Here is a 26,947-nt window from a genome sequence, read left to right as displayed (position 1 = left end):
TGCTCAGATAACCCAAGGGAAAATCCAGATGGTGCCATGACAGGCGCCATTGCCTTTTGGTAGACTCCATGACAATTCAGATCCGCCGGAGCCATCTTGCTTGTGCTCGCCAGTCGAGTACCTCACTTCCTCGCCTGTAGTGAGACCCAGGCGCCGGTTTTCCTTTTTCATAGTAAGAACAAGAAGCAGGTCAGACATGCTAGATCCTAAATACTTGCGCGCCGATATCGACGATGTGGCTGCACGCTTGGCTGCCCGGGGCTACACCCTGGACGTGACGCGAATCAATGCCCTGGAGGAGCAGCGCAAGACGCTGCAGACCCGAACCCAAGAGCTGCAGGCTGAGCGCAATGCACGCTCCAAGGCGATTGGTGATGCCAAGCGCCGTGGTGAGGATACCACGCCGCTGATGGCGCAAGTGGGTGAGCTGGGCAGTGAGCTGGATGAGTGCAAGCGTAAGCAGGATGAGGTGCTCAACGAGCTGGAGTCCCTGGCCTTGGCCATTCCCAACTTGCCTGACGAGTCGGTACCGGTCGGCAAGAGTGAAGAGGATAACGTGGAAGCCCGGCGCTGGGGTACACCTCGGCAGTTTGATTTTGAGGTCAAGGATCATGTGGCTCTGGGTGAAGGGGTCAAGGGGATCGACTTTGCCACGGCAACCAAGATCTCCGGCTCCCGCTTTGTGGTGATGCAAGGCCCGACGGCACGTCTGCATCGGGCTCTGGCCCAGTTCATGCTGGATCTGCACACCCAGCAGCATGGTTACACCGAGTGTTATGTCCCTTATCTGGTGAATAGCGAAAGTTTGCAAGGTACGGGTCAACTGCCAAAGTTCTACAACGATCTGTTCCATACCGCCATTACGGGGGAAGGGGATGAAGAGGGCAAGGTGAAGAAGTTCTCCTTGATCCCGACCGCCGAAGTGCCATTGACCAACATAGTGCGTGACACCATCACGGACGAAAAAGAGTTGCCGCTGAAGCTGACGGCCCACAGCCCCTGTTTCCGCTCCGAGGCCGGCTCTTATGGGCGCGATACCCGTGGCCTCATTCGTATGCACCAGTTCGACAAGGTGGAGATGGTGCAATTGGTCAGTCCGCAAACCTCTTGGGCGGCACTGGAAGAGATGGTGGGACATGCGGAGAAGGTGTTGCAACTGCTGGGCTTGCCTTACCGGGTCATTACTTTGTGTACCGGTGATATGGGCTTCTCTGCTGCCAAGACTTACGATCTGGAGGTGTGGTTGCCCGCTCAGAATACCTATCGCGAGATCTCCTCCTGCTCCAACTGTGGCGATTTCCAGGCGCGTCGCATGCAGGCGCGGATGCGTGGTGCCGATGGTAAGCCGGTGTTGCTGCATACCCTGAATGGTTCTGGTCTGGCGGTAGGCCGCACCCTGGTGGCTGTGCTGGAAAATTACCAGCAGGCGGATGGGCGGATCGAGATCCCCGAGGTGTTGCGTCCCTACATGGGCGGTCTCACGCACCTTGGTTGATGGTTATCCCCTCAGGGCCGCTTTTGCGGCCCTGAGCTTTTCTCGTCGCCGTGACGACTCGTATTTTTGCAAGCAAAGCACAATCGTTTTTGCTAAAATGCGCCGCAATTTTACTGGCCAGTGAGGTGCCTGTGGTCTGGATTGATTTTGCTATCCTGGCTTTGATTGGCTTGTCTTCGCTCATCAGTCTGATCCGGGGTTTTGTCAAGGAAGCGCTCTCTTTGCTGACTTGGTTTGCGGCTTTTTTCATTGCCAGCAACTTCTTTGGGGATCTGGCTGTCTATTTCACCTCGATCGCTGACACCATGATCCGCAATGGTGTCGCCATCGTTGTTCTGTTTATCTCGACCCTGATCCTGGGCTCCATCATCAACTACATCATAGGCTCCCTGGTGGACAAAACCGGGTTGTCGGGTACGGACCGCATGCTGGGCATCTGCTTTGGTGCCATTCGCGGTGTTCTCATCGTCAGTGCCCTGTTGTTTTTTATGGATACCTTCACCAGTGCCCATAGCGCCATCTGGTGGCAAAAATCTGTGTTGATCCCGGAATTTGGCGTAGTAGTGAACTGGTTTTTTGAGTTCATGAAGAATTCGTCAAGTTTTATTAAGTAATTCAATTAGTAACTAGTGACCTCGAGGGAACAAGGACATGTGTGGTATTGTCGGTATAGTGGGCACCACCCCGGTTAATCAGGCCCTGTATGATGCGCTGACCGTGTTGCAGCATCGTGGCCAGGATGCTGCAGGCATCGTGACCATAGCTGATGGGAATTTCAAACAGCGCAAAGCCAATGGTCTGGTCAAGGATGTGTTCGAGAGTCGGCACATGCAGCGCCTCAAAGGCAATATGGGGATAGGCCATGTGCGTTACCCCACCGCCGGCAGCTCCAGTGCCGCGGAGGCCCAGCCTTTCTACGTCAACTCTCCCTTCGGTATCACCCTGGCTCACAACGGCAACTTGACCAATGCCAAGGAGCTACGTGACCATCAAACCAAGTTGGCGCGTCGTCACATCAACACCACCTCAGATTCTGAAGTGCTGTTAAACGTCTTTGCCCATGAACTGGAGCGTTCAGTGGATATGCCACTGCGCGCCGAGGATGTGTTCGCGGCCGTGAGCCGGGTTCATCGTCAGGTTCGCGGTGCCTATGCCGTGGTCGCCCTGATCATTGGTCATGGCCTGGTGGCCTTCCGTGATCCCAACGGTATTCGCCCCCTGGTGCTGGGCCGTCGTGATAACGAGGATGGAACTCATGAGTACATGGTGGCCTCCGAGAGCGTAGCGCTGGATATCCTGGGTTTTGCACTGCTGCGTGATGTGGCTCCTGGTGAGGCGATCTACATCACCGAGCAGGGAGAACTCTCCAGCCTGCAGTGTGCCGACAATCCCAAGCTCTGCCCCTGCATCTTCGAATATGTTTACTTTGCTCGCCCTGACTCCTTCATCGATAAGGTCTCCGTCTATGCCGCCCGTGTCCACATGGGGCAGAAGTTGGGAGCCAAGATCAAGCGCGATTGGCCAGAGCTGGATATCGATGTGGTGATCCCCATCCCGGAGACCTCTTGCGATGTGGCTCTGGAGATAGCTCAGCGCCTGAACAAGCCCTATCGTCAAGGCTTCGTGAAGAACCGCTACATAGGCCGGACCTTCATCATGCCTGGGCAGAAGCAGCGTAAGAAGTCGGTACGCAGCAAGCTCAACGCCATCTCTTCCGAGTTCAAGGGCAAGAATGTACTGCTGGTGGACGACTCCATAGTGCGGGGGACGACCTCTGGTCAGATCATCGACATGGCCCGTGAAGCGGGAGCCGCCAAGGTCTACTTCGCCTCAGCTGCCCCTGAGATCCGCTTCCCTAACGTCTATGGCATCGACATGCCGACCAGCAATGAGCTGATCGCCTATGGCCGCAACGTGGAGGAGATCTGCACCATGATCGGCGCCGATGGCCTCATCTTCCAGGAGTTAGGTGATCTGGTCGAGGCGGTGCGCGAGAGCAATCCGGCCCTGACTCAGTTTGAGACCTCGGTATTCAATGGCCACTACGTGACCGGCGATGTGGATCAAGCCTACCTGGATTACCTCAACTCCCTGCGCAATGATGATGTCAAGGCGGTGCGTGAGTGGAATGAAGGGGTCGGCGATCTGGAGCTCTACAACGGCGAAAGTTGATTGCCCAGAGCAAACCTGGTGTTACCCACAAGAGCGGCCAATGGCCGCTCTTGTGCTTTCTACACCGAGCGCGGCAACGCCTCGACCTGAGTCAACACCTGGGCGAAGGGATAGGCTTCCAGCTTGGCAAAGCCTGGCAAGCTTCTAGCCTTGAGCCGGGTGGTGAGCGGGGTGGTGATGCCACACAGATAGCGGGCTAACACTCGGGGCGGTAGTTGGGGTTGGCCACTGGCGGTGAGTAAAGGGTGGCACCAGGCTTGCATCTGTGTGGCCGAGATCATCGCTTGGGCGGGGAGTGGGGGCATGTGAGCGGGTTTGCCCTGGCAGACGCTGCAATGGCCACACTGTTGGGGCGCCTGGTTATCGGCAAAATAGCTAGCCAGGGTGTGGCTCAGACAGGTGCTGGAGGCAAAAAACGCGAGCATGTGCTGGATCCGGGCCAACTCGCTGCGCTCCTTATCCAGGAATTGTTGATGCAGCTGCCTCGCGAGCTCATCCAGGTCATATCCAGTCTGATGTACCCGGTACACTTCGGTCATCTGCTTGCTTTCAAGCTCAATCCAGCCCTGCTCATGCAGGTACTCCAGGGCACGGATGGCCCGCGCGCGCTCCACTCCTTGCTGCTGGAGCCGGGCAAGATCCAGGCTACACCAGCTACGAGCCAGAGGGGCGGCGCGAAAGACAGAAGAAAGAAAGGCCTGCCGCTCGCCGCTGAAGCGACTCACTATCTCCTCCTGGCTGAGGTTCAACTTGAAGCGGTATTCGGCAAAATAGCTGTAACTTGGGGTGAGTATGCCTAGCAGCTCCAGGTAGACCAGCAGGGTCTTGAGCGGCAGTTGGCGAATATTGCTGTGATTGGCCAAAGAGAGCAGGCTTAGCTCCCACTCTCCTGGTTCCGTCGGCTGGGTCTGGCTGTGTTGTATGGCCTGCAGAATCTTGCGTATCCCCTCTTGATCCGGGGTATCTCCGTAGACAAAGTTTTCCAACAGGGGCAACTGTTCGCGGCTGGCCAGCACCACGCAGTGGGATAGCTGACCATCTCGTCCGGCCCGGCCTATCTCCTGACTGTAATTCTCGATGGACTTGGGGAGATCGTAATGGGTAACCCGGCGGATATCGGCCTTGTCGATCCCCATGCCGAAGGCTATGGTCGCCACCACGCAGTGCAGGCTACCGGCCATGAATTGCTGCTGTACCGCCTGGCGGCTTTCACTGCTCATGCCGGCATGGTAGGCGTGGCTATGCAAGCCGTGCTGGCGGAGCAGGGCGGCGATCTCCTCGCTGCTGTGTTGTTGTGTCACATAGACTATGGTCGGTGCGGTAGGCGCCTGTTGCAGCAGAGCCAGCAGGGTGGTCGGGCGATCGATCTGAGCCACCGGCAAGATCTGCAGATCCAGATTCGAGCGATAGAAGCCGGTGACCACCATCTGCTCATTGGCAATGGCAAATTTTTGCTGCATGTCGGCCATGACAGCCGGGGTGGCAGTGGCGGTGAGGAGCAGCACCTGAGGGATCTTCAGCTGTTGCCGATACTCCGGGAGCTTCAGGTAGTCGGGGCGAAAGTTGTGGCCCCATTCGGATATACAGTGGGCCTCGTCAATGACCAGCAGCGAGAGGGGGACTTGGGCGATGAAGTGACGGAAGCGCTCATTCTTCAGCCGCTCAACGGAAATCATCAGTATCTTGATGGTCCCGGCGCGCACCGCCTGCATCACGGCCTGGGTTTGCTGGGGGGTCTGCGTCGAGTCTATGGTGGCCGCCGCAATCCCCTTGTTTGCCAGAAAGGTCAGTTGATCGTGCATCAGCGCCAGCAGGGGAGAGATCACCAGGGTGAGGTGCGGCAGTTGCAAGGCGGGTAACTGATAACAGAGCGATTTGCCCGCGCCAGTGGGAAAAATGGCCGCTGCCGATTGTCCGGCAAGAATGTGGTTGATGACCCGCTCTTGCCCTGGTCGCAGTGTGTCATAGCCAAAGTACTGTTTGAGTAGATGCATGGGGTTTATCTGGGTAGACATGGGTGATCCATTATTCAGGCTTGAGGCGAGTCGGTATATCTGTAAAAAAATAAGGCCGCATAGGCGGCCTTGAGGAGCGAGTCGTGTGACTTACTTGGGTTCGCCGATTGGCAACACAGTACGGCCAAACTTCTCATTCAGCACTTCAGCCATGGCCAGGTAGATAGCGGAGACGCCACAGATGATGCCTTCGAAGCCGGCTATGGTACCAATGGTGGCATTGCCCAGGAAGTCGCGAGCGGCCAGCAGTGCAAACAGCACCACGAGGGAGCCGAATACGAATTGCAGAGCCTTCGGGCCCTTGAGCGTACCGAAGAACATGAACAGGGTGAAAGTGCCCCACATCAGCAGGTACCAGCCCATGGAGAACTCATCGGCGGCGTCTATCCAGCCCCATTTTGGCATCAGGATCAGGAATACCAAGCTGATCCAGAAGAAGCCATAGGAGGTGAAAGCCGTCAGACCGAAGGTGTTGCCCTTCTTGAACTCCATGATACCGGCGATGACTTGCGCCATGCCACCGTAGGCCAAGCCCATGGCCAGGATCATGGCACTGATGGGGAAAAAGCCTGCGTTATGGATATTCAGCAGCACTGTGGTCATACCAAAGCCCATCAGGCCGAGCGGGGCCGGGTTGGCCAATTTTTCGTTCACTATGTCATCTCCATGTGGTGGGGTAACCGGTGGCGGGTGAGCTCGCCGGTTTATCTTGTCAAACGCGCGCGATTTTAGAGGTTGGCTCTGCCTGTGACAAGCTGGCATGGGGATGCGGATGAATTAAATTTTTATCTAGGCTCGTGCCGACTCGCAAACGTGATGTGGGGGCTAGGGGTATAGTAGTGAATTGCGGCAAGAGGTGATATGCATGAGGAGGCTGCATTGAGTTGGGCATGGGCCAAGCGGGTGAAGCTCTGGTGGGGTGGGAGCCAACGCGGTCTGCCGTTGATTGGTGATGAGGTGTGGGCGCGGCAGGTGGTGGCTGTTCCCATATTGCATGGCCTGAGCCCAGAGGAACAACGGCATCTCATCCTGCTAGCCAAACTGTTTGTTCGTAGCAAGGCGATCACCCCCATAGGTGTACGCCCCACCTCGGCCCAGTTGGCGTGGATGGCATTGCAGGCTTGCCTGCCCATTCTATACCTGGGTCTGGATTGGTATCGCAACTTTTATGAGATCATACTGTTACCCACAGCGGTCGAGCGAGCTGAGCCGATTATGCTGGCCGATGGGGTGATGGGGACCGATGTTTCCTTGCATCAGGGGGAAGCCTGGGAGCAGGGGCCTGTGGTGTTGGTGTGGCCTGAGGTGCTACGTGATGGGCAGTGGGATGGCTATCACCTGCTGATCCATGAACTGGTGCACAAGCTGGATATGTTGGCTGGGGGCGTGGCGAATGGCATGCCACCCGCACAGCGTGAGGTGCCCATTAACCGTTGGCAAAGCACACTGGAGCAGGCATATCGTCAGTGGTTGGCCCAGGAGGCGAGGGGGGAGAGCGATGGCTTACTGGATGAGCAGGCGAGCGAGGGGGTGGATGAATTTTTCGCGATAGTCTGCGAACAGTTTTTCACGCGTCCGCGCGCCTTGCGTCAAGCTTATCCGGCTTTGTATGCGTTGTTACAGGCGTGGTTTCATCAAGACCCGGCCAGCAGACAGAGCATGGGGCGCGGCTAACGCGCCCCGACTCCTTCTCGCTATTCTACCTCGTTACCGTTTTTCTGACCGGCAGCAAAAGCCTGCACATTTCCCAGCGTGGTCGTGGCGATGGCCAGCAGCGCCTCTTTGGTCAGGAAGGCCTGGTGGCCGGTGAACAGCACGTTGTGGCAGGCCGAGAGGCGACGGAATACGTCATCGGTGATCACCTCGTTGGACTTATCCTCGAAGAACAACTCCTGCTCCTCTTCGTATACATCCAGCCCCAGCGCCCCTATCTTGCTCTGCTTGAGTGCCTCGATCGCCGCAGTTGAGTCCAATAAACCGCCGCGACTGGTGTTGATGATCATCACCCCCTTCTTCATTTTGGCGAAGGCATCGGCATTGAGCAGGTGGTAGTTCTCTTTGAACAGGGGGCAGTGCAGGCTGATCACATCCGATTCGCGGAACAGGGTATCCAGATCTACATATTCGGCTCCCAGCTCCAGGGCTGCCTGATTCTGATAGGGGTCGCTGACCAGCAGACGCATGCCGAAGCCTTTGAGAATGCGCAGCGTGGCGATGCCGATCTTGCCGGTACCTATGATGCCAGCGGTACGGCCGTGCATGTTGAAGCCGACCAGGCCATCCAGGGCGAAGTTGGCATCCCGGGTGCGTTGATAGGCCTTATGGATCCGGCGGTTGAGGGTCATCATCAGACCGACGGCATGTTCGGCTACCGCTTCGGGTGAGTAGGCTGGAACGCGGACCACGCGGATCCCCAGATCCTTGGCCGCTTGCAGATCCACATTGTTATAACCGGCGCAGCGCATGGCCAGCACTTGGGTGCCATTGGCCGCCAGATCTTCGAGCACGGGACGGCTGAGATCATCATTCACGAAGGCACAGACTATCGGGTAGTTGTGCGCCAGACGGGTAGTTTTGGTGTCGAGACGCACATCAAAGTAGTCGAGCTGATACCCGAACTCCTGATTAGCCAGTTCAAAATGGTCGCGATCGTAGGCTTTGGCACTAAATAGGGCAATCTTCATGGGACACCTCCAGATGAATATGTAATTAAATTACATCATTGGTTATTTATGTCAACGGTTTTGCGGGTGAACGGAGCGCTAATGGGTCAATTCAAGGGATTCTACGGGTGATAAATTGATTTATATCATAGTTCGCCAAGCCTTCCCTGTGTCGACTTGTAATTTAATTACATTTATATGGGGTCGGGGCTATGCGGCGTATCAAGTGGATGGACAACAATCAGGGAGCCTAAGCTCCCTGATTAAGATCCCGACACATAACCCGACAGTGGTTTAATCGGGGGTGCTAAGCGTTGGGGCGGGAGGCGTAATGAGCAGGGTTGCGTCACTCTCATCCTTGAGCACAACGCCGGTCAGCCGCCGGCGGAAGGCTTGCTCCAGCAGCCAGGCCTGTTTGTGTGCCGCTTGAGTATAGTCGAGTCCTTCGGGTCGCACATTGGAGATGCAGTTGCGCTCGGAATCCAGACGGCCGACTCTGGGCTGCCAAGTGAGGTAGAGCCCCAGACTGTCCGGGGAGGAGAGGCCGGGGCGCTCGCCGACGAGAACCAGCACGGCTCTGGCGCTCAGCGCGGCACCCACTTCATCCCCCAAGGCGACTCGCCCTTGTTCGGCCAACACGATCGGGGCCAGAGTAATACCTAGCCGCCGCAGATGAGGCAGAAGCGCCTGAATAAAGGGCAAGGCATGATGATGCAGGGCGGTGGAGGAGAGGCCATCGGCCAGCATGATGGCCAGATCTAATCCCTGTTGTGGTGCAGCTTGTAGCCGGAGCCGGCTCGCTTCATCCAATTGCCGGCCCAGATCCGGGCGGCGTAGATACTCCTCCCGATTGGCGGCGCGGCTATGTACCTGGGCGGTTTCCAGGGCTAACTGCTCTAATTCTGTCGCCAGCTGGGCCACCGCTAGCGGTTGATGCACAGCGTCACGGGCCTGGGCATGGGCCAGGCCAAATTGCAATAGGGCCTGAGTAGGTAGGCTGACACCACTGCGCCCCAGGGCGATGCGGGCCGCGGTATAACGTCGCAGATCCTGCCAGGGATTGGTGACCACAGCCTGTTCGGGCTGCGCCCAGTCGGCTTGCTCGATCCAAGTCTCCAGGGGTTGGCTTGATGGTGTCATGCTGCGGCTCCTTGTGCGGCGAGTTGCTGCAGCAGGGGGTGGTGCAGCGTGGCATTGAGCAACTCTCCCTGCGGCGTGGTCAGCTGCATCCGCTCCAGCCAGGTGGCGAATTCGGGTGCGTGTTTGAGCCCCAGCAGGCGACGGATATAGAGGGCATCATGGAACGAGGTGCTCTGATAGTTGAGCATGATGTCATCGGCACCGGGCACGCCGATGAGGAAGGTCAGCCCGGCATTGGCGAGCAAGGTCAGCAGGGTATCCATGTCATCTTGATCCGCTTCGGCGTGGTTGGTGTAGCAGACATCGCAACCCAATGGCAGGCCTAGCAGCTTGCCGCAGAAGTGATCCTCCAGCCCGGCGCGGATGATCTGCTTGCCGTCATACAGGTATTCCGGGCCTATGAAGCCCACCACGGTATTGACCAGCAGGGGCTTGAATTTGCGGGCCACCGCATAGGCGCGCGCCTCGCAGGTCTGTTGATCCAGGCCATGGTGGGCATTGGCCGAGAGGCAACTGCCCTGGCCAGTCTCAAAATACATGACGTTGTTGCCCACTGTGCCGCGTTTTAGGCTCAAGGCGGCCTCCTGCGCTTCGGCCAGCAGAGCCAAATTGATACCAAAGCCAGTGTTGGCCGCCTGGGTTCCGGCAATGGATTGAAAGACCAGATCGACGGGCACCCCGCGTTCCATCAGCTGCAGGGTATTGGTCACGTGGGTCAGGATGCAGGATTGGGTGGGGATGGCGAAGTGCTGGATCACCTCGTCCAGCATCTGGTTCAGACCCGCCAAGACGGCCAGGTTATCGCTGGCCGGATTGATGCCCACCACCGCATCCCCTGAGCCGTAGAGCAGGCCATCGAGCATGGCGGCGGCGATCCCCTGTCTGTCATCGGTCGGGTGGTTGGGTTGCAAGCGCACACTCAGATGACCGGGCAAGCCTATGGTATTGCGAAAGCGGGTGATCACCTGGCACTTCTTGGCCACCAGGATGAGATCCTGATTGCGCATCAGCTTGCTGACCGCGGCCGCCATTTCGGGGGTAATGCCCGGGGCAATACGGGCCAGGGTCGCGCTATCGGCGGCATCGGAGAGCAGCCAGTTGCGAAAATCCCCCACGGTCAGATGGCTGATGGGTGCAAACGCCAGGGTATCGTGCTCATCGAGAATGAGCCGGGTCACTTCATCCTCCTCATAGGGAATGAGCGGTTGTTGCAGGAATACCTTGAGGGGCAGATCGGCCAGGGCCCATTTGGCCGCCATCCGCTCCTCTGCACTTTCGGCGGCGACGCCAGCCAGATAATCGCCAGAGCGTGCCGGGGTCGCTTTGGCCATTAGGCTGCCTAAGGTGGCAAAGTGATAACTGCGATGAGCGAGATTGCACTTGTACATGACAGACTCCAGTTAGCGGAAATAAACAGGAAAAGAGCCACCGAGGTTACTCGGTGGCAAATCACCGGGGTTAAGGTGTAACGCCTTGACCTAGCAGGCTTTCACCAGTTCGGAGTCAGAGGCCGTGGCCTCGGCATCGTGAGTCAGACGGAAGTAGGCATAGCCAGCCAGCATCAGCCCGCCGAAGATCATCGCCAGCATAGTGTTGTAGTAGACCATGGCGACCAGGCAGAGCACTGCCAGTCCCAACGCCAACGCTGGAGCGTAGGGGAACAGGGGCGCAGTGAAGGGTCGTTCCAGTTTGGGCTCGCTACGGCGCAGCTTGAACAGGGCCGCCATGGAGATGATGTACATGACGATGGCACCAAATACCGACATGGTGACGATATTGGCGGTGAGCGGCAGGCCGCCGATGACGATGAACGAGTCGGAGAAGATAGCCAGGATGCCGACTACCCCACCGGCCAGAATGGCCCAATGGGGAGTATGGAAGCGTCCATGTATGGTCGCCAGGGACTTGGGCAGGTAACCGGCGCGCGCCAAGGCGAAGATCTGCCGTGAGTAGCCCATTATGATGCCATGGAAGGAGGCGATGAGGCCAAACAGCCCCAGCCACACCAGCATATGCAACCAGCCGCTGCTTTCGCCCACTATCATCTTCATGGCCTGAGGCAGAGGATCATTGATGTTGGATAGCTTGCTCCAATCGCCGGCACCGCCGGCAAAAACCATGACGCCCATGGCCAGCACGACCAGGGTCAGAATGCCGCCGATAAAGGCCTTGGGGATGGTTTTCTTCGGCTCTTTCGCTTCTTCGGCAGCCATGGCAGCACCCTCGATGGCCAGGAAGAACCAGATGGCGAAGGGAATGGCGGCGAAGATGCCGGAGATGGCGCCCAGGCTGAATTCCTGTTGACCCGCCCAGCCGTTATGGGTGAAGTTGGCGATGCTAAAGCCTGGGCTGACGACTCCCATAAACACCAGCAGTTCGAAGATGGCCAGCAGGGTGACCAGCAGCTCGAAGGTGGCGGCAATACCTACGCCCACCAGGTTGAGACCCATAAAGAGCAGATAGGCTCCGACCGCCACCCATTTGGGATCTATGGCCGGGAACTGCACGTTCAGATAGGCCCCGATCGCCATGGCGATAGCGGGGGGAGCAAAGACAAACTCCACCAGGGTCGCAAACCCGGCTATGTAGCCGCCAACCGGACCAAAGGCGCGGTAGGCATAGGCGAAGGGGCCGCCAGCGTGGGGGATGGAGGTGGTCAGCTCGGTGAAACTGAAGATGAAGGCGGTATACATGGTAGCCACCAGCAGTGAGGTGACCATAAAGCCTAAGGTTCCCGCTTGGGCCCAGCCATAACTCCAGCCGAAGTACTCCCCTGAGATGACGAGGCCGACGGCTATACCCCACAGGTGGAAGGCTCCTAGCGTGCGTTTGAGTGCCGGTTTGTTTTGTTGAGTTTGTTGCATGTGATACTCCCTATCTGACTGTCAACTCTGACAGCTTCTGTATCAGCGCATCGCAAGGGGCATACCAGAACGGATTTATTATTCTTTTTTATATAAATCAATGAGATGAATAATTGCTCGCTATCGGCGGCGCCTTATTATGGTGCAATCTATCCAGCCTGGCGCATCACAGCGGGGAAAATGGTGAGGTCTCAAGTGGGATGCTCTGCTGATGCCGTTGATGGTGGCGACTAATCTCGGTGGCTTGGCTATGTTGAGTGAAAATGAGAGGCTGACGGTAAAACACAAGCACAAATGACTCCTGAATTTAGTTGCCGGTCAACATGCTTGCAAGCAAGCGGGGTATTGCAGCCGATGCTCCCTCGACTGTGGGTTAAGCAAGCAATTGGCGCTAAGATGAGAGCCTGAATACCCTAAGGAGTCACCATGTTTACTGCCCATATTGACGATCTGCCCTACCTCGTTCTGCCGGCCCGCCTGCGTAGCTATTTGGAGCAGGCGCTGGCCCTGCTGGCCACGGCTCCGCAACCGGGCAAACACCCATTGGATGGCGATAATGCCTTCCTGATCCTGGCCGAGGAGTACACCTCGCCCATCACCCGGCACAGGCCGGAGATCCATGCCCGTTATCTTGATGTGCAGCTGTTGCTGGAGGGGGCGGAGTTGATGGGCTATCGCCCCAGGCGTGCCACTCAGCAGCCGGATGATGATCGCCTGGCCACTCAGGATCTGGCCTTCTTCGATGTGCTGGAGGGGGAGCAGTTTCTGGCGATGGGGCCGGGGGATTTCGTCATCTTTTGGCCAGGGGATGCGCATCGGCCCTTGTGTGCCGTGGCTGAACCCATGCTTATCCGCAAGGCCATCCTGAAGGTGGAGGCCTCCTTGTTGCGGGCATAGTTGTGTACATAGTTGTGTGCATAGTCTCGTGCTGCATAGTTGCGCGCATAAAATCGTGAGCCTTGCGCGTTCATGCTACGGCTCTGAGGGGGTACTCATCACCAGAGCCGATAGTGAGGGCAGGGGGTCGATTGCACCGGCAGGGTAAATCGGAATGGCGCTTCTGATTGTGGGCCGGGGATGTGTAGTTCGATGGGGGCATCGGCATGATGCCACCCCAGATGAAACAACCACTGGGCGTAGCAGTGGTAGAGAAATACCGGCAGCATCTGCATATTGCCCTGCATGGTGAAGGTGGCCTGCCACCCGGTGGGTAGGCTGATGGCTTGACATCCCAGGGGGGGCAAGCCCACGCCTGCGGTGGTTGCGACCATGACACACAGCTGCTTGCCCTGGGGCTGCGGCTGTTTGAATAGCACTATTTGCGGTTTCGCCTCCCCCCATAGCGATGTTAGCTGCCCCATGAGCCGCGAAATCAGGTCACTGAAACCGCAACGGGTCACCGCCTCTGAGTCGATAGGCTCGATAAATCCCCATAGGGTTTGAGCCTGCTTGAGGCTGATCTCCGGCGCTTGTTGCCACTGGGCCGACAGCTCGGTGAGCATGGCATCACCCAGGGCAGGTCTATGGTAGTTGTGAAAGAGACACCCCTGTTCCCGATATTCGCTAGGGCTCATGAAGAATTGGCGGCGAAAGGCGCGGGTAAAGGCTTCATGGCTGCCAAACTGACAATCCAGCGCTAGCCCGAGTATGTCCTGGTGCCCTTGAGACAGGCGCTGGGCGGCGGCCGTCAGGCGTCGACCGCGAACATAGCCTGCCAAGTTCTCTCCCACTAAGCCACCAAAGTGGCGTTGCAGACTGCGTACCGACATGGCGGCCGTTGATGCCAGATCCTCTAGCGTTACCGCCTCAAAGAGGTATTGCTCCAGGTACTCACCGACATATAGCAATCGATCACGGATCATCAAGCCTCCTTGCTGCTATCAGGCAGCCTCTTGAGTCCAGCAGGATATCAAAAATTATACAAAAAGGATCCGTTACCACTTGAATGCTGTATCCATATACAGTACTGTTTGTTTATACACCGAATGCGCTCCTAGGCAGTTATGGACGCCAGTCGGTTCCCCTCAAGATGAGAGATGAATTTTCAGGAGAAGACGATGAGCGTATTCGTAAATGGCATGTATGTAGGCTGTGAGATTTATCCTGGGGTCTATGCCGAGGAGTTGGCAGGGCCAAGTTGGATCCTGCGTAAGGAGAATGAGCAGGGTTGGCCTTGCCGGGTGGGCGAAGTAAAAGGCAGTCGGGATACCGGCGAATTTCTGGCTTGTACCTGCTTGGGGGATGTGCGGGGACGGGCTTATTCATTGCGAACCGCCGCTCGTTTTTTGCTCAATTAGCAGCGCAGGCCCGGCAGCAAACGCGACGGGCCTGCTCACGTAATAACCTACTTGACCCAGCTCACATTGATATGTGGATGATCTGAATGCCAGCTCACCCGCTTGGGTACCAACATGGTCAGGGTTGCTGGCTCGGCATGGGGCCACTCTTTGTCGCTATGAGTGGTTTGCCAGGAGATCTTCACCATTGGACCTTGACTGCTCCACTGCACATGTTTATGGGCATCGGCGGCCAGGGTGGATTCCGGTTGGGTTGGGCCCTCTGTCGCAATTCTGATCTTGTCAGCTTTGGCTCGGGCTACCACCCAGGGAATGTTGGCTGGGGTCTGCCCTTGCTGCCAGCTCACCAGATGATGAGCAATATGCGCCTGCTCGAGTTTGACGGCCTGCAGTGTGATATCCCGCAGAGCTATCCCTTTGACCAACCAGACTACTTTATGCTGTGTCGTTGGCTTGATTACATCATGTTCTTCCATCGCCATTTCCCCTTTATTGTGGATTTAATAATCCACATGGTCGTTACTGCCCGGCGCTAATCATTATTATGACGTCAACTTTTATTGGCTACCAGAAACGGAGGGCCGGATCTTACCCGTCTCTCTACTTAAGTATATGAAGTTGCTACTCAGGCAAAAGGGGTAAGTGCGGATAAATTTGTTGCGTGTGCTCTGGATCGTTAGACTGAAGGCTGATTTTACCCTCAGGAGCAGTTATGGCGTTAAAAGCGACCATTTTTAAGGCAGTTGTCAACGTGTCGGATCTCGACCGGGGGGTTTACCTCGATCAGACGCTGACCCTGGCCAGGCACCCGTCGGAAACCGATGAGCGGATGATGGTCAGGCTGCTCGCCTGGGTCTTGAATGCCGATCCGTTGCTCGAATTCACTAAAGGGCTTTGTGCTGATGATGAGCCAGAATTGTGGCAGAAAGAGCTGCACGGAGAGATAGCCCATTGGATAGAGGTCGGGCTACCGGATGAGAAAAGGCTCAAAAAAGCGTGCAATCGATCAGCTAGGGTCTCGCTCTATGTGTATGGGGCTCGAGCCGCCCAAGTGTGGTGGCAGCAAAACAGCACTCAATTGGCCAAGCTCAGTAATCTGGCAGTTTATTTTTGCCCGGATGAGTTGAGTCAGACGTTGGCGGCGCAAGCCACTCGCTCCATGAGTTGGCAAGCAACTATCAGTGATGGCACCGTCTGGCTAAGTAGCGGTGACTTATCCCTCGATTTTGTGCCGACCCGCTGGCAGTAATAGCGGCCACGCCCCCCCGCATAACCTCATCAACACAGACGCCAGATGCTAGTGCAGATGGCGTCTGCTCTCTGTTAGTCAGCGCTGTCACTCTCCTCATCCCAATCGCTGGAAAAATACCAGTAGCCACTGTTGAGAAGCATGGTCAACCAGGCTAACAGCACAGGGTCATCCAGATAGGCAAGTAACGAATCGGCATCCAAACGTGTATTGTCACACAACATCTGGGCCAGGCTGGTTCCACCCTGAGGCACAGGCAAGCGTTCACCCGCCATGAAACAGGTGTTGGGGTCGCTGTGCAGATAAAAGGCCCGCAGCCCGCCTAGACGCCACAGGGATCCACCTTCCTGCAGGCGGTCATACACATCCCCCTCATTGAAAGCCGGTTCAACGGGTTGCAGATCCAGCTCATGGCGAGGTTGGCTCAAATAGTTGGCCAGCCACTGCTCAAACTCGGGGGTGAGCAGCAACTCCTGCATTAGAGCGCGTAGGCGTTGAACCTCTTGGGGATGAATGGCACCCGGTGCCGTGGTTTGTTGTAGATCGGGATCGGCATAACGCAGATTGCCTGAATCATCGGCCAGCAGCTGATCGGCAAAACTGGAGAAGAGCTCCCGTTGGTTGGGGGCCCGGAAGCCCACCGAGTAATTCAATGAGGGCTCAAGTGCATAGCCATCATGGGGAAATCCAGGAGGAATATAGAGGATATCGCCAGGCTCTAGCTCCACATCCAGGATGGGATCGAATGGATCAACTTGCAGCAGGTTAGGGTGAGGGCAGTGCTGCGGCATAGGTTGTTTTTCTCCTACTCGCCATCTGCGCTTACCCATGCCCTGGATGATGAATACATCGTATTGATCCAGATGGGGTCCGACCCCGCCACCGGGGACGGAAAAGGAGATCATCAGGTCATCCAGTCGCCAATTCGGCAGTACCCGAAAAGGATCCATCAGTTCAGCCACCTGGGGAAGCCAATGATCGACCGCTTGGACTAGCAGCGACCAATTCTTTTCACCCAGTCGCTCAAAATCAGTGAAGGGGCCATGTTCTACTTGCCACTGGTCGCCATGATGGGCGACCAGACGACTGTCGACCTGCTCTTCCATGGCGAGCCCTGCCAACTCATCGGCGGAGATGGGATCGGTAAAGTCAATGAAACCGGACCGGATCACGGTCGGTCGTTTTTGCCAGTACTCGGTCAGGAAGGCTGACCAATTGAGGGTAAAGGAGAGGGACATGGCCGTGGACTCCTGCTAACGAGTGGAAAAGAGAAATAACGGAGCTGTCCTGCCCAGTATAGGGCAGGACAGAGGGGAGGATCAGGATTTGCCGTTGAGCATGGCGCGAATATCATCGGCAGAGCGGGGGGCGCCGCGCAATATGGTCTCACCTATGATGAAGGCCGGGGTGCCAGTCAACCCCAGTTGTTGGGCCAGCTTATGGTTTTCCTGCAACTGCTGGTCAATCTCCGGATCCTTGGTTTTGGCTTCAATGGCTTTCCAATTTAACCCTTGAGCCTTGGCGATAGCGGCGATCTCACCAACCTCTTTGAGTGGGCCTTGGCGCTCCATCAGTGCGTTGTGAAACGCTTCATATTTTTCAGGATGGAGGCGCTGGACGGCCAGTGCAGCCCGAGATGCGAGGTAAGAGGTCTCGCTTAGGATGGGAAACTCCTTGTAGATATAGCGGATCTCTTTGTTTTCGCCGACCACTTCCATAACGGCAGGTTTGGCCCGTTTGCAGTAACCACAGTTGTAATCGAAAAATTCGACAATGGTGATGGAGCCCTTGGCATTGCCACCAACAGGATCATGAGCTTGGTTGTAGATGGCCTGCCGATATTGATTAATGAGCGAGACATCGGCTTTTTCCTGATCCGCCTCCTGCTTGGTACGCAGGGCATTGGACATCTCAATCAGTAGTTCAGGATGCGAGACCAGATATTCGCGCACAATCTGCTCGACATCGCTGCGCTGTAATTCAGCGGCGGACACTTGGGGGGCGATTAGAGGTAACAGGCTGGCAAGCAGGGGAACAGCATAAGACTTCAATTTCATAAGAGAGCCAAATTAGTGGGGTGGGATAGTCAGGTATATAGTGCGTTGTGCCCAGTTCAAGTCAAGCCGTACCCTGCTACCAGCTAGATAATTGCCACATAAACTTGTGATTTGTCGCAAAAATAACCATTTGAATTTTGATGGGATTTACAATCCAAAGTCGAATCGCTACTATCCTGACACACGTGTGGAGGGGTGGCAGAGCGGCTTAATGCAACGGTCTTGAAAACCGTCGATGGGTGACCATCCGTGGGTTCAAATCCCACCTCCTCCGCCATACATATAAAGCCAAAGGCCCGTCATTGACGGGCCTTTGGCTTTTTTGTTGTTGCAACTCTGCCCTCGCCACTTACGACCGTTTGCACAGAGGAACAGCTCCGAATAGTGGGCAATAGTTGTTTGTGCAATCAATCTCAATTGAAACAAGCTGTGGTCGATTGAAAACCAAATCCTGATAATTTACTTGCACGGGAATAGACAGGTTTCGAGAGGCTATGATGCGTCGTTTCGAATACAAGGATGAAAAATCCAGCAAGTTTTGGCAAATCAGACAAGAGGGCGGTGTATTGACGCTGCAGTGGGGGCGAATAGGCACCCAGGGGCAGGGCCAGAACAAGGAGTTTGTCGATGCCGCCCAGGCGTTGGCGGCGATGAACAAGCTGATCAAGGAGAAAACGGGAAAAGGTTATCTCGAGGTCAGCGACACTTCGCAATCCAGCCAATCGCGCCCCGAGCCATCTTGTGCGGCCAGGAGCCACGCGGTTACGGAACACGCCAGTACGCCAGCTTCCACCGTTACCATACCGGATGAACAACCCGATACCATGGCGGTCACTTCGTCTATTGCTGTCGAAAACCCGGCAGCCGAAGCTCCTGCCGTTAGTGCTCGGGCTCCCTGGTTCCTGCCTGCTGATGCGCTTGTTTTTCCAGAAGCCTTGATGCGCCAGCGATTGTGCAGTCGTCGGCATCCGGCGCCAAAGGTGGGGCTGGATGCCCGAGCCAGTTGGATGAACATCCGCAAGCAGCTATTGCTACCCGGGTATATCCGCGTTGATCTGGAGCGTACCAGTGATGAGTTGCGAGCGGATTTTGAGGCGGCCTGGCGGCGATTGGAAGAGGATCAGATAGACGGGGATCTTGCCACCGATACAGTTCTGTTTGCATTGTGTTGCTTGCTAAAACCGGATGATCGAGGTATCGGCTACAGTGATATCACGGATTATCTGGTCGCCCATAAGGGGCTACGTTACGCCACCGATGTGCTGTTGCAGGCGCAAGCCATAGTGACGCATCACGAATGGGACCGCCATAGCCGTGAGTATTACGATTTTTTGACTCATTATCAGAGTGCTTCATACCCCCCCGGTCCCAGATACTCAGCCGCCGAAGTATCGTTACGCACCCTGCTCTCCTGGGCTGAGGAGAGTGAATGGCTTGTTTGTAGCGAGAAATTGCAAGCGGCATTACCCCAACTGCCTCCCAAGCTGCAGCCGCTGATTGCGCTGTTGTTATCCGAACTCCCTGAGCTTGCCGACACTCAGGTTTATCTTGGCCATTCGAATAACCATATCGACTCGTCGCTACTGCTAGTAGCAAGCAGTGAGGAGGCGTTGGCCACCATCATTGAGTCTGGAGTCGGTACTGGATTGCTCAACAATGACTATGCCAAGGCTACCCTGATCGCCGAGCGGGGCGTGGACGCCGTTCCTCTGCTGGCGTTGAATATGGATGCAAACCATGAAGTATTGGTCTCTTTTGGTACGCCAGAGGCCATCGCGGCACTGGCTTCGGTTGCCGGGCAAAGCAAGTCAGTGGCAGCCAGTTTCAGTAAGGCGATCACGCGTTGGCCGCTGGCCGCTATTGCTGCTCTGGCGCAGCTGCTTGCCCACAGCAATAAAAAACAGGAGTTGCTAACTACTTCTTTGACGCAACTCTTGCGGTCGCAGGCCCAACGCCTTGATGAAGTGATGCCTTGGATAAGCATTGAGGGACAGGGGGTGATCAAGGCACTGCTGGCCCGTGAGCCAATCACTGGCGAGGTGGCAGAAGAGAGCGAGTTGCCTGGTGTACTGGTCGCTCCACCCTGGTTAGGAAAAAAGAAAAAGGCGGCCGTGGCCCTGACGCTGGATCTCTTGCCCCTGAGCCCGATCATGGAGTGGTCGGATGCAGAGCGTGAGCAAGCCATGGCGTTTGATGACTTGGATTCATGGCGGCGAGAAAGAGCGGCGGCAGATCCTGACGTCTTGATTGAGAAATTGGGGTTTGGTTATCGAGACCCCAAGGTTGAATCCTTGCGTGAGGCACTCAGGGTTGCGGTCTGTAATCAGGATAGTGCCGCCTTCCTTCAATTATGGCAACAGGTGCTGGAGCAGCAGAGTTTCCTGGTGCTGGATCTGAAATTTACTGCGGATATGGATGATGAGATGGCCCTGGGGTTGTGGTCTGGTTTGGCCTCGATTCCCTATCGCAGGAGCAGCTACATGCTGGCGCGCTTTGGCTTGGTGGCGTTGCCGGGATTGATCACTGCCTGTCAGGTTCGACCTGCGACCGAGATAAAAAAAGCTCTGCACTTTGGCGCCGCCGAGTTGGCGCCCATCATGGCCAGGGCTTATCAGAAGCTCAAGACGGTGCGGGAGAGTGCGCTGCTATGGTTGTTGCGCTATCCGGAACATGCCATCGCCGGTTTGTTGCCAGCTGCGCTGGGTAAACGCACTGAAGCTCAAGGGGCAGCCGTTGCTGCCTTGCGCCTGTTGTCTGCTCATGGTCATGATGATCTGATCATGCAAGTGGCGGCGCGTTATGAGCGCGCCGAGGTCAGTGAGGCTGTGCGTCGCCAGCTGGATGAGGATCCTCTGGATCTCTATCCGGGAAAAATAGCGCCTGCTCCCGAGTTTTGGCAGCCTACTGCCTGGCGCAGACCCCGTCTTAAGGGCAGCAACAAGCTGTTGCCGGAGAGTGCTTTGACGCACCTGGGTACCATGTTGCGCTTTCCTGTCACCGAAGGGCTTTATGAGGGTATCAATCAGGTCAAGGCCGCCTGTGATGGGGAGTCGCTGGCCGATTTTATCTGGGACTGTTTTGCTGCCTGGCAATTGGCCTCAGGTTTGGCCAAGGATAATTGGGCTTTTATATGTCTGGGCTATTTGGGTACTGATGAGACTGCTCGCAAGTTGACACCTTATATTCGTTCCTGGCCTGGTGAGTCACAACATCAACGGGCCGTGGCCGGATTGGATGTCCTGGGGCAGATAGGATCTGATGTGGCGCTGATGTTATTGAACGGCATTGCCCAGAAGGTGAAGTACAAGGGGTTGCAGGAGAGAGCCAAAGAAAAGATAGCGGCCATCGCCGCGGCCCGGGAGCTCACAATTGAGGAGCTGGAGGATCGTCTGGTTCCTGACTTGGGGCTGGATGAAAAGGGCACTCTCTTGCTTGATTTTGGTCCGCGCCAGTTCAACGTCTGTTTTGATGAGTCGCTCAACCCCTTTGTGAAGGATGGTGATAATCGGCGAATCAAGGCATTGCCCAAACCCAATAAGGGGGATGATGAGGCAAAGGCCCTTGCCGCTGTGGAGCAATATAAGCGGCTGAAGAAAGACGCAAAAATGGCCACAGCCCAGCAATTGATGCGTCTGGAGCGGGCCATGTGTCAGCGTCGGCGTTGGGCCCCCGAGCAATTTATGCAGCTTCTGGTGCGTCATCCTCTGCTGCGACATCTGGTGCAGCGGCTGGTATGGGCTCTCTACCGCGTAGAAGAGGATCATAACGATGGCGGGCAGATGTTCTGCTGTTTTCGGGTTGCCGAAGATGGCACCTTGACCACGGCCTATGATGATCCGTTTACGTTGCCTGTTGGTGACGATCTCCGGGTCGGGATCCCCCATGCCCTTGAGTTTTCCGATGAGCAATCGACGGCATTTTCGCAACTGTTTGTCGATTACGAATTACTACAGCCCTTTGTCCAGTTGGGACGAGATACCTATACCCTGACGGATGAGGAGCGTCAGAGTAAGCTGTTGACCCGTTGGGTGGGCAAGGTTGTTCCCACCGGCAAGATACTGGGGTTGGTCAGCAAAGGATGGGTGCGGGGGGAGCCACAGGATGCGGGAGCGATCCTGGAATTCATCAAACCTGCTGCGGGGCAGCTGGTATTCAAATTTGAGCTGGATCCCGGCGTATTTGTGGGTGCGGTCGAGGAGTTTCCAGAGCAAAAGCTGGGTCCTGTTGTGCTGCAGGATCGTTCTACACCCTGGTACCACGAGATATCGCTTGAGCCGTTTACGCTGCTTGACGAGATTATCCTCAGCGAGCTGGTACGCGATATGGAAGCCCTGTGTAGCTAATAAATGGAAGCATCTATGACACCGAAAGAGCAGTTGGCGCTGCAACGTCCGCCCGCGGAGATCCTTTATGCCGATGAATTGGCTCGTTTGCTGGACGCGGATCGGCACGCTAAACCACCGGGTTGGCTGATGAGCCTCAATGCGGCGCGTCGTTTTATTCTGGGGGACCCCGCGCTGGGGATTGAACGCAAGGTGGTGATCGAGGTGGCGGCCATAGAGCGTATGCTGGTCACCTTGGCGACCGGGCGTGGTTTGCTGTTGGTGGGGGAACCTGGAACTGCCAAGTCTCTGCTGTCGGAATTGTTGGCCACAGCCATATCCGGGACCTCGCGCCTGACCATACAGGGAGGGGCGTCAATTACCGAGGATCAGATCAAGTACTCCTGGAACTATGCCTTGTTGATCAACGAGGGGCCATCGTTGGCCGCACTGGTTCCGGCCCCGCTCTATCAGGGCATGCAGCAGGGTAAATTGGTTCGCTTTGAAGAGATCACCCGGGCTCCGCTCGAGGTTCAGGATTGTTTATTGGGTATGCTCTCCGAGCGGGTGATGACCATTCCCGAGTTGGTGGGGGAGGCGGGTCTGCTCTATGCCCAGGAGGGATTCAATATCATAGCGACAGCCAACACGCGGGATCGGGGCGTCAATGAAATGAGTGTTGCGCTCAAACGCCGCTTCGACTTTGAAACTGTATTTCCCATCATGGATTTCCATCAGGAATTGCAACTGGTTGCCGATGCCTCAGCGCGCTTACTGGCCCGTAGTGGTATTCCGCATGTTCTGCCCACGCCTGTGCTTGAGCTGCTGGTGACTACCTTTCGAGATTTACGCTTGGGGGCAGGTGATGGCAGCATGGACAAAATGGCCTGTGTGATGTCGACGGCTGAAGCGGTGAACGTGGCCCATGCCGTGGGCGTTAGAGCCTGGTTTTTGGCCGAGCGGGAGGGACGTCCTGAAGATCTGGTCGAATGTATTGCCGGGAGCGTCGTCAAGGATAATAGCGATGACAGGGCCAGGCTGAGGCGTTACTTCGAACAGACGGTGGCGCAACGTTCGGCTGGACACTGGCGTGACTATTATGCAGCCAGACATCGTTTACCCTGAGGACTATGGTGTGCCAGCCACTGCCGAATGTTCTGAACTGCCGGAAATCATTGGTGTCCGCCACCACAGTCCAGCTTGTGCTCATCTGGTGCGGGAGAGGATCCTGCAGTTAAAGCCCCGCTATGTCCTGATTGAGGGGCCGATGGACTTTAATTCTCGACTTCATGAGCTATTCCTGGCGCATCAACTGCCCCTGGCTATCTACAGCTATGGCATGGCCTCAACTAAAGGGCAAGGCAGTCGCCGTGGCTCCTGGTCACCGTTTGCCGAGCATTCGCCTGAGTGGCAGGCTTTGCTGGCGGGGCGGGCAGTGAATGCCGAACTTCGTTTTATCGATCTGCCTGCCTGGCACCCTGCTTGTGCTGGCATGATTAATCGCTATGCCGATTTAGCCGATGTGCAGCAACAGCGTCAGGCCACAGCCCTTGATCTGGCGCTGGGGCAGCGACTGGGCATTGAGGGGCCCGATGCGCTCTGGGATAGTCTGTTTGAAGTACCTGGCTCACCGGTCGAATTATCCCGGCAACTGCGTTACTACTTTGAGCAATTACGCGCAGATTGTGCTGGCAGCGTTGAAAATCAGGCTCGAGAATCCATGATGGCTAGCTGGATCAGTTGGGCCATGCAGCGTCGGGAGGGGTCGGTTTTGGTTGTCTGTGGTGGCTACCATGCTCCTGCCTTGCTGCAGCTGTGGCGACAGATGAGCCAGAGTAAGGTACCAGAGCCGGTATTGCCTCCGCTGGCCAGCTGTTTTGCCGATGGATCGACGCAAGCCGAATACATAACGGGTTCCTATCTGGTGCCCTATAGCTATAAACGGTTGGATGCGTTCACTGGTTATGTCTCCGGAATGCCATCACCTGCCTTTCAGCAGTGGGTTTGGGAGCATGGGATGGCGCAAGCGGGCACACTTCTCCTGCAAAAGGTGTTTGCCCGTCTGCGTCAACGTGGAGTGCCTGCGTCTACGGCGGATATGGCGGCAGTCTATGCTCGCGGACAAGCCTTGGCCCGTTTGCGGGGTCATGGGGTGCCATTACGTTGTGACTGGTTGGATGCCATGGTCGGGACGTTAGTCAAGGATGCCTTGAGTGTTCCGGTTCCCTGGTCTTATCGGGGCACGCTGCGATCCGGAACCGATCCTGTTCTGGTTGAGATACTGTCTGTGCTCTCGGGTGAGCGCCAAGGCGCTCTGGATCCTCAGACTCCCGCTCCTCCCTTGCTCCATGCTGTTGGTATGTTACTCGATAGCTTGCAATTGACAGCTCAGTGTGAGCTGACTCTGCAGTTGAGTGAGCAAGAAGATCTGCGTCGAAGTAGGGTACTGCATCAGCTCCGCATGCTCGATATTCCGGGCTTTCGCCTGCTGGGCGGGAAACGTCCTCCCTGCTCGGTTCAACTGGAAGAAGTGTGGCATCTGAGTACTCCTCTGGAGCAGACCCCTGCCTTGATCGAGGCGGCCTGTTATGGGGCCACCTTGGCAGAGGCGGCCGGTGGGAAAATGGAGGAGCGGTTCATCACGGCCTGCGCGGCTTCTCATGCTGTCAGTTTGCTAGTTGATCTGTTAAATGATGCTTTGTTGGCCGATGTATCGAATTTTAATCAGCAGATTATTGATGCACTGGACCGTGCCATACAGCAAGAGTCCCGATTTACCGAGCTGGGGCAAGCCATCGGAATATTGCATCAGATCTATCGATATGGTGACGGTAGCAGTCTGTATGGTGCGCTCATATTACAGGTCTTGCTCCAGCAGCTCTTCGATCGAGCGCTCTGGTTATGTGAGGCGCCGGGCTCTGTGCCCGCCTCCGAGAGCTTGAGTCATATCACGGCTTTTAGTGCGTTGAAGGCATTGTTACGTGATCTGTTATCCATGTCACCAGAGCAAAAATCCAGCTGGTTTCCTGCTATTGAGATAGAAAGAGCATTTGCGGTTTTTCGGCGCAAGTCCGTTGCTGAGAATGCAGATCCTTTGAGCCGTGGTGCCGCCATGGGGTTGGTTATGTCGCTTTGTCGGGATCCACTGCCCCTCTCTCCCCTTGATTTGTTATCCAGGATCCCTGTTGCACGCATCGGTGATGGGTTAAGCGGTTTGATTGCACTGGCTCGCCATGAACTGACCGAAGAAGAGGCTTTTGTCTCAGGGTTGGATCAATTGGTCCAGGCTCTTGATGATGGCGATTTTCTTGCTGCTTTGCCGGGTATGAGGGCCGCGTTTGCCTGGTTACCCCCCAGAGAGCGTGGTGAGTTTGCCCGCCGTATTCTGCGGTTACATGACAAGGATCATTTTGCCTGTTCTGTGCTGACAGGGGGCATAACCGCTGCCTCTCTCGAGCATATCGCAGGCTTGCAATATCTGGAAACGCAAGCAATGGCCAAGCTGGCACTATGGGGGGTGACGTAATGACGAACAAGCTCTTCTCCCCGGTTGAATTACAACGTTGGCGACTACTGCTGGGCGAGTCTGCCGAGGCGACGCTGGGCGGTTTGTCACCGGATTATCAGGCGGTTGATAGTGCCCTGGAGTGGCTCTATGGACGAGATCCCGAGTTGCTGGCTCGAGGAGAGAGGCGCGCTGGTCTGGGGAAATCCTGCCTGACAACCCCCGAATGGATTAATGAAATACATCAACTCTTTCCCAAAGAGGTGATCGAACGGCTGGAGCTGGATGCCGTGGAGCGTTACGGCATTGATGACGTGGTTACAAACCTCGAGGTATTGGAGCGGCTGGAGCCTTCAGAATCTTTGCTCAGGGCCATATTGCAAACCAAGTATTTGATGAGCCAACAGGTGTTGGCTGCAGCCAGAAAGCTGGTGGCCGAGGTGGTTAGGCAGATAATGATAAAGTTATCGCGTGAAGTTCGTCCCCTCTTTTCTGGCTCTCTCGATCGACATCGCCCTTCATCAAATCGCATTGCGCGCAATTTTGACTTTAAACGCACGCTGGCAGGCAATTTGCAGCGTTGGAGTCCTTCACACGGCAAACTGTTTATTGAGAAGCCCTTCTTCATGAGCCGGGTGAAACGTCATACCGAGCGCTGGCAACTCATTTTGCTGGTGGATCAGAGCGGCTCCATGGTGGAGTCGGTTATTCACTCGGCTGTGATGGCCGCCTGCTTGTGGAATTTACCGGGAATGGATACCCGGTTAGTGGTGTTTGATAGCGAGGTGGTGGATTTAAGTGCCGATGTCTGTGATCCCGTCGAGTTACTGATGAAGGTGCAACTGGGAGGGGGGACCTCGATTGCCAAGGCCATTGCTTATGCCCACTCCTGCATCTTGACTCCGCAGCGCAGTTTAATCGTGCTGATCACGGATTTTGACGAGGGGGGTAGCCGCGATGAGCTGGTGCGTCGGGTGCGGGCCTGTATTCAAAGTGGGATCCAGGTTCTTGGTTTGGCGGCTTTGGGGCGTGATGCTACACCCGAATATAACCGCGAGATGGCAACCAGACTCAGTGAAGAGGGGATGCAAATTGCTGCCATGACGCCTGGAGAGTTGGCTCTCTGGTTAGCTCAAAAGCTCAGGGGTGACTGAAGATGGGTAGGCCA

The 26,947-nt window shown here is 56.1% G+C and carries 23 protein-coding genes and 1 tRNA gene; 12 read left to right on the top strand and 12 right to left on the bottom strand.

Features of this window, described 5'->3' with window-relative positions; genetic code table 11:
* Nucleotides 1-3: 3 nt before the first annotated feature.
* The gene (locus ACZYTD_RS05430; RefSeq protein WP_463890070.1) at nt 4-198 is read right to left on the bottom strand and encodes a hypothetical protein; all 195 of its coding nucleotides are present in this window, start codon (nt 196-198) and stop codon (nt 4-6) included.
* On the opposite strand from ACZYTD_RS05430, the gene serS reads away from it, so the two are divergent.
* On the top strand, nt 197-1,495 hold the full coding sequence (gene serS, locus ACZYTD_RS05425; protein WP_463890068.1) for a serine--tRNA ligase: 1,299 nt from the start codon (nt 197-199) through the stop codon (nt 1,493-1,495). The two genes, ACZYTD_RS05430 and serS, sit on opposite strands and share 2 nt — an antisense overlap.
* On the opposite strand, the gene ACZYTD_RS05420 is transcribed toward serS, so the two are convergent.
* Nucleotides 1,479-1,679, bottom strand: a complete 201-nt coding sequence (locus tag ACZYTD_RS05420) for a hypothetical protein (RefSeq protein WP_463890117.1) — start codon at nt 1,677-1,679, stop codon at nt 1,479-1,481. The two genes, serS and ACZYTD_RS05420, sit on opposite strands and share 17 nt — an antisense overlap.
* Here ACZYTD_RS05420 and ACZYTD_RS05415 point away from each other — a divergent pair.
* On the top strand, nt 1,627-2,109 hold the full coding sequence (locus tag ACZYTD_RS05415; RefSeq protein WP_463890066.1) for a CvpA family protein: 483 nt from the start codon (nt 1,627-1,629) through the stop codon (nt 2,107-2,109). The genes ACZYTD_RS05420 and ACZYTD_RS05415 overlap by 53 nt on opposite strands.
* A 37-nt stretch (nt 2,110-2,146) precedes the next feature.
* Complete coding sequence (gene purF / locus ACZYTD_RS05410; RefSeq protein WP_463890064.1) at nt 2,147-3,667, top strand: amidophosphoribosyltransferase; 1,521 nt, start codon at nt 2,147-2,149, stop codon at nt 3,665-3,667.
* Nucleotides 3,668-3,726: 59 nt separating this feature from the next.
* On the opposite strand, the gene ACZYTD_RS05405 is transcribed toward purF, so the two are convergent.
* Together ACZYTD_RS05405 and ACZYTD_RS05400 are read right to left on the bottom strand one after the other, a co-directional pair.
* A complete protein-coding gene (locus ACZYTD_RS05405) occupies nt 3,727-5,682 on the bottom strand; it encodes a RecQ family ATP-dependent DNA helicase (RefSeq protein ID WP_463890062.1) in 1,956 nt (651 codons plus the stop codon).
* Between the two features lie 90 nt (nt 5,683-5,772).
* Nucleotides 5,773-6,336 (bottom strand): acetate uptake transporter, encoded by a 564-nt coding sequence (locus tag ACZYTD_RS05400; protein ID WP_463890060.1) that lies wholly within the window; start codon nt 6,334-6,336, stop codon nt 5,773-5,775.
* Between the two features lie 225 nt (nt 6,337-6,561).
* Between ACZYTD_RS05400 and ACZYTD_RS05395 the strand changes: the two genes are divergently transcribed.
* Nucleotides 6,562-7,356 carry a M90 family metallopeptidase gene (locus ACZYTD_RS05395; RefSeq protein ID WP_463890058.1) on the top strand — a complete coding sequence of 265 codons (795 nt, stop codon included), beginning with the start codon at nt 6,562-6,564 and terminating at the stop codon, nt 7,354-7,356.
* A gap of 20 nt (nt 7,357-7,376) precedes the next feature.
* Here the strand turns inward: ACZYTD_RS05395 and ACZYTD_RS05390 are convergent, their stop codons facing one another.
* The 4 genes from ACZYTD_RS05390 to eat form a co-directional block, all read right to left on the bottom strand.
* Nucleotides 7,377-8,366: a 2-hydroxyacid dehydrogenase gene (locus ACZYTD_RS05390; RefSeq protein ID WP_463890056.1), complete on the bottom strand. Its 990-nt coding sequence runs from the start codon at nt 8,364-8,366 to the stop codon at nt 7,377-7,379.
* 273 nt (nt 8,367-8,639) lie between these two features.
* Nucleotides 8,640-9,485 (bottom strand): ethanolamine ammonia-lyase subunit EutC, encoded by an 846-nt coding sequence (gene eutC / locus ACZYTD_RS05385; RefSeq protein ID WP_463890054.1) that lies wholly within the window; start codon nt 9,483-9,485, stop codon nt 8,640-8,642.
* The gene (locus tag ACZYTD_RS05380; protein WP_463890052.1) at nt 9,482-10,873 is read right to left on the bottom strand and encodes an ethanolamine ammonia-lyase subunit EutB; all 1,392 of its coding nucleotides are present in this window, start codon (nt 10,871-10,873) and stop codon (nt 9,482-9,484) included. The genes eutC and ACZYTD_RS05380 overlap by 4 nt, the downstream gene beginning before the upstream one ends.
* A 90-nt stretch (nt 10,874-10,963) precedes the next feature.
* Complete coding sequence (gene eat / locus ACZYTD_RS05375) at nt 10,964-12,349, bottom strand: ethanolamine permease (RefSeq protein WP_463890050.1); 1,386 nt, start codon at nt 12,347-12,349, stop codon at nt 10,964-10,966.
* Between the two features lie 426 nt (nt 12,350-12,775).
* On the opposite strand from eat, the gene ACZYTD_RS05370 reads away from it, so the two are divergent.
* Nucleotides 12,776-13,246: a NanQ anomerase/TabA/YiaL family protein gene (locus ACZYTD_RS05370; RefSeq protein ID WP_463890048.1), complete on the top strand. Its 471-nt coding sequence runs from the start codon at nt 12,776-12,778 to the stop codon at nt 13,244-13,246.
* Between the two features lie 98 nt (nt 13,247-13,344).
* On the opposite strand, the gene ACZYTD_RS05365 is transcribed toward ACZYTD_RS05370, so the two are convergent.
* Nucleotides 13,345-14,211: a helix-turn-helix transcriptional regulator gene (locus ACZYTD_RS05365; RefSeq protein WP_463890046.1), complete on the bottom strand. Its 867-nt coding sequence runs from the start codon at nt 14,209-14,211 to the stop codon at nt 13,345-13,347.
* Nucleotides 14,212-14,406: 195 nt separating this feature from the next.
* Between ACZYTD_RS05365 and ACZYTD_RS05360 the strand changes: the two genes are divergently transcribed.
* Nucleotides 14,407-14,646 (top strand): hypothetical protein, encoded by a 240-nt coding sequence (locus tag ACZYTD_RS05360; RefSeq protein WP_463890044.1) that lies wholly within the window; start codon nt 14,407-14,409, stop codon nt 14,644-14,646.
* 47 nt (nt 14,647-14,693) lie between these two features.
* Here the strand turns inward: ACZYTD_RS05360 and ACZYTD_RS05355 are convergent, their stop codons facing one another.
* Complete coding sequence (locus ACZYTD_RS05355; RefSeq protein ID WP_463890043.1) at nt 14,694-15,122, bottom strand: hypothetical protein; 429 nt, start codon at nt 15,120-15,122, stop codon at nt 14,694-14,696.
* A gap of 236 nt (nt 15,123-15,358) precedes the next feature.
* On the opposite strand from ACZYTD_RS05355, the gene ACZYTD_RS05350 reads away from it, so the two are divergent.
* A complete protein-coding gene (locus ACZYTD_RS05350; protein ID WP_463890042.1) occupies nt 15,359-15,895 on the top strand; it encodes a YaeQ family protein in 537 nt (178 codons plus the stop codon).
* A gap of 74 nt (nt 15,896-15,969) precedes the next feature.
* Here the strand turns inward: ACZYTD_RS05350 and ACZYTD_RS05345 are convergent, their stop codons facing one another.
* Both ACZYTD_RS05345 and ACZYTD_RS05340 read right to left on the bottom strand, forming a co-directional pair.
* On the bottom strand, nt 15,970-17,133 hold the full coding sequence (locus ACZYTD_RS05345) for a ribosomal protein uL16 3-hydroxylase (RefSeq protein WP_463890040.1): 1,164 nt from the start codon (nt 17,131-17,133) through the stop codon (nt 15,970-15,972).
* Nucleotides 17,134-17,214: 81 nt separating this feature from the next.
* A complete protein-coding gene (locus tag ACZYTD_RS05340; RefSeq protein ID WP_463890039.1) occupies nt 17,215-17,952 on the bottom strand; it encodes a DsbA family protein in 738 nt (245 codons plus the stop codon).
* A 189-nt stretch (nt 17,953-18,141) separates the two neighbouring features.
* Between ACZYTD_RS05340 and ACZYTD_RS05335 the strand changes: the two genes are divergently transcribed.
* The 5 genes from ACZYTD_RS05335 (at nt 18,142) to ACZYTD_RS05315 (ending at nt 26,933) form a co-directional block, all read left to right on the top strand.
* A tRNA-Ser gene (locus tag ACZYTD_RS05335) sits at nt 18,142-18,229 on the top strand.
* Between the two features lie 217 nt (nt 18,230-18,446).
* On the top strand, nt 18,447-22,295 hold the full coding sequence (locus tag ACZYTD_RS05330) for a DUF4132 domain-containing protein (RefSeq protein WP_463890037.1): 3,849 nt from the start codon (nt 18,447-18,449) through the stop codon (nt 22,293-22,295).
* A 15-nt stretch (nt 22,296-22,310) separates the two neighbouring features.
* Nucleotides 22,311-23,399: an ATP-binding protein gene (locus tag ACZYTD_RS05325; RefSeq protein ID WP_463890035.1), complete on the top strand. Its 1,089-nt coding sequence runs from the start codon at nt 22,311-22,313 to the stop codon at nt 23,397-23,399.
* Nucleotides 23,374-25,800 carry a DUF5682 family protein gene (locus ACZYTD_RS05320; RefSeq protein ID WP_463890033.1) on the top strand — a complete coding sequence of 809 codons (2,427 nt, stop codon included), beginning with the start codon at nt 23,374-23,376 and terminating at the stop codon, nt 25,798-25,800. The genes ACZYTD_RS05325 and ACZYTD_RS05320 overlap by 26 nt, the downstream gene beginning before the upstream one ends.
* The gene (locus tag ACZYTD_RS05315) at nt 25,800-26,933 is read left to right on the top strand and encodes a VWA domain-containing protein (RefSeq protein WP_463890031.1); all 1,134 of its coding nucleotides are present in this window, start codon (nt 25,800-25,802) and stop codon (nt 26,931-26,933) included. Before ACZYTD_RS05320 ends, ACZYTD_RS05315 begins: the two co-directional genes overlap by 1 nt.
* The last annotated feature ends 14 nt before the right edge of the window (nt 26,934-26,947 follow it).

Source organism: Pseudaeromonas sp. HNCC25DJ180, assembly GCF_055413345.1.
Note: the sequence above shows the minus strand (reverse complement) of the source record. Positions and strands in the feature narration are given on the sequence as shown.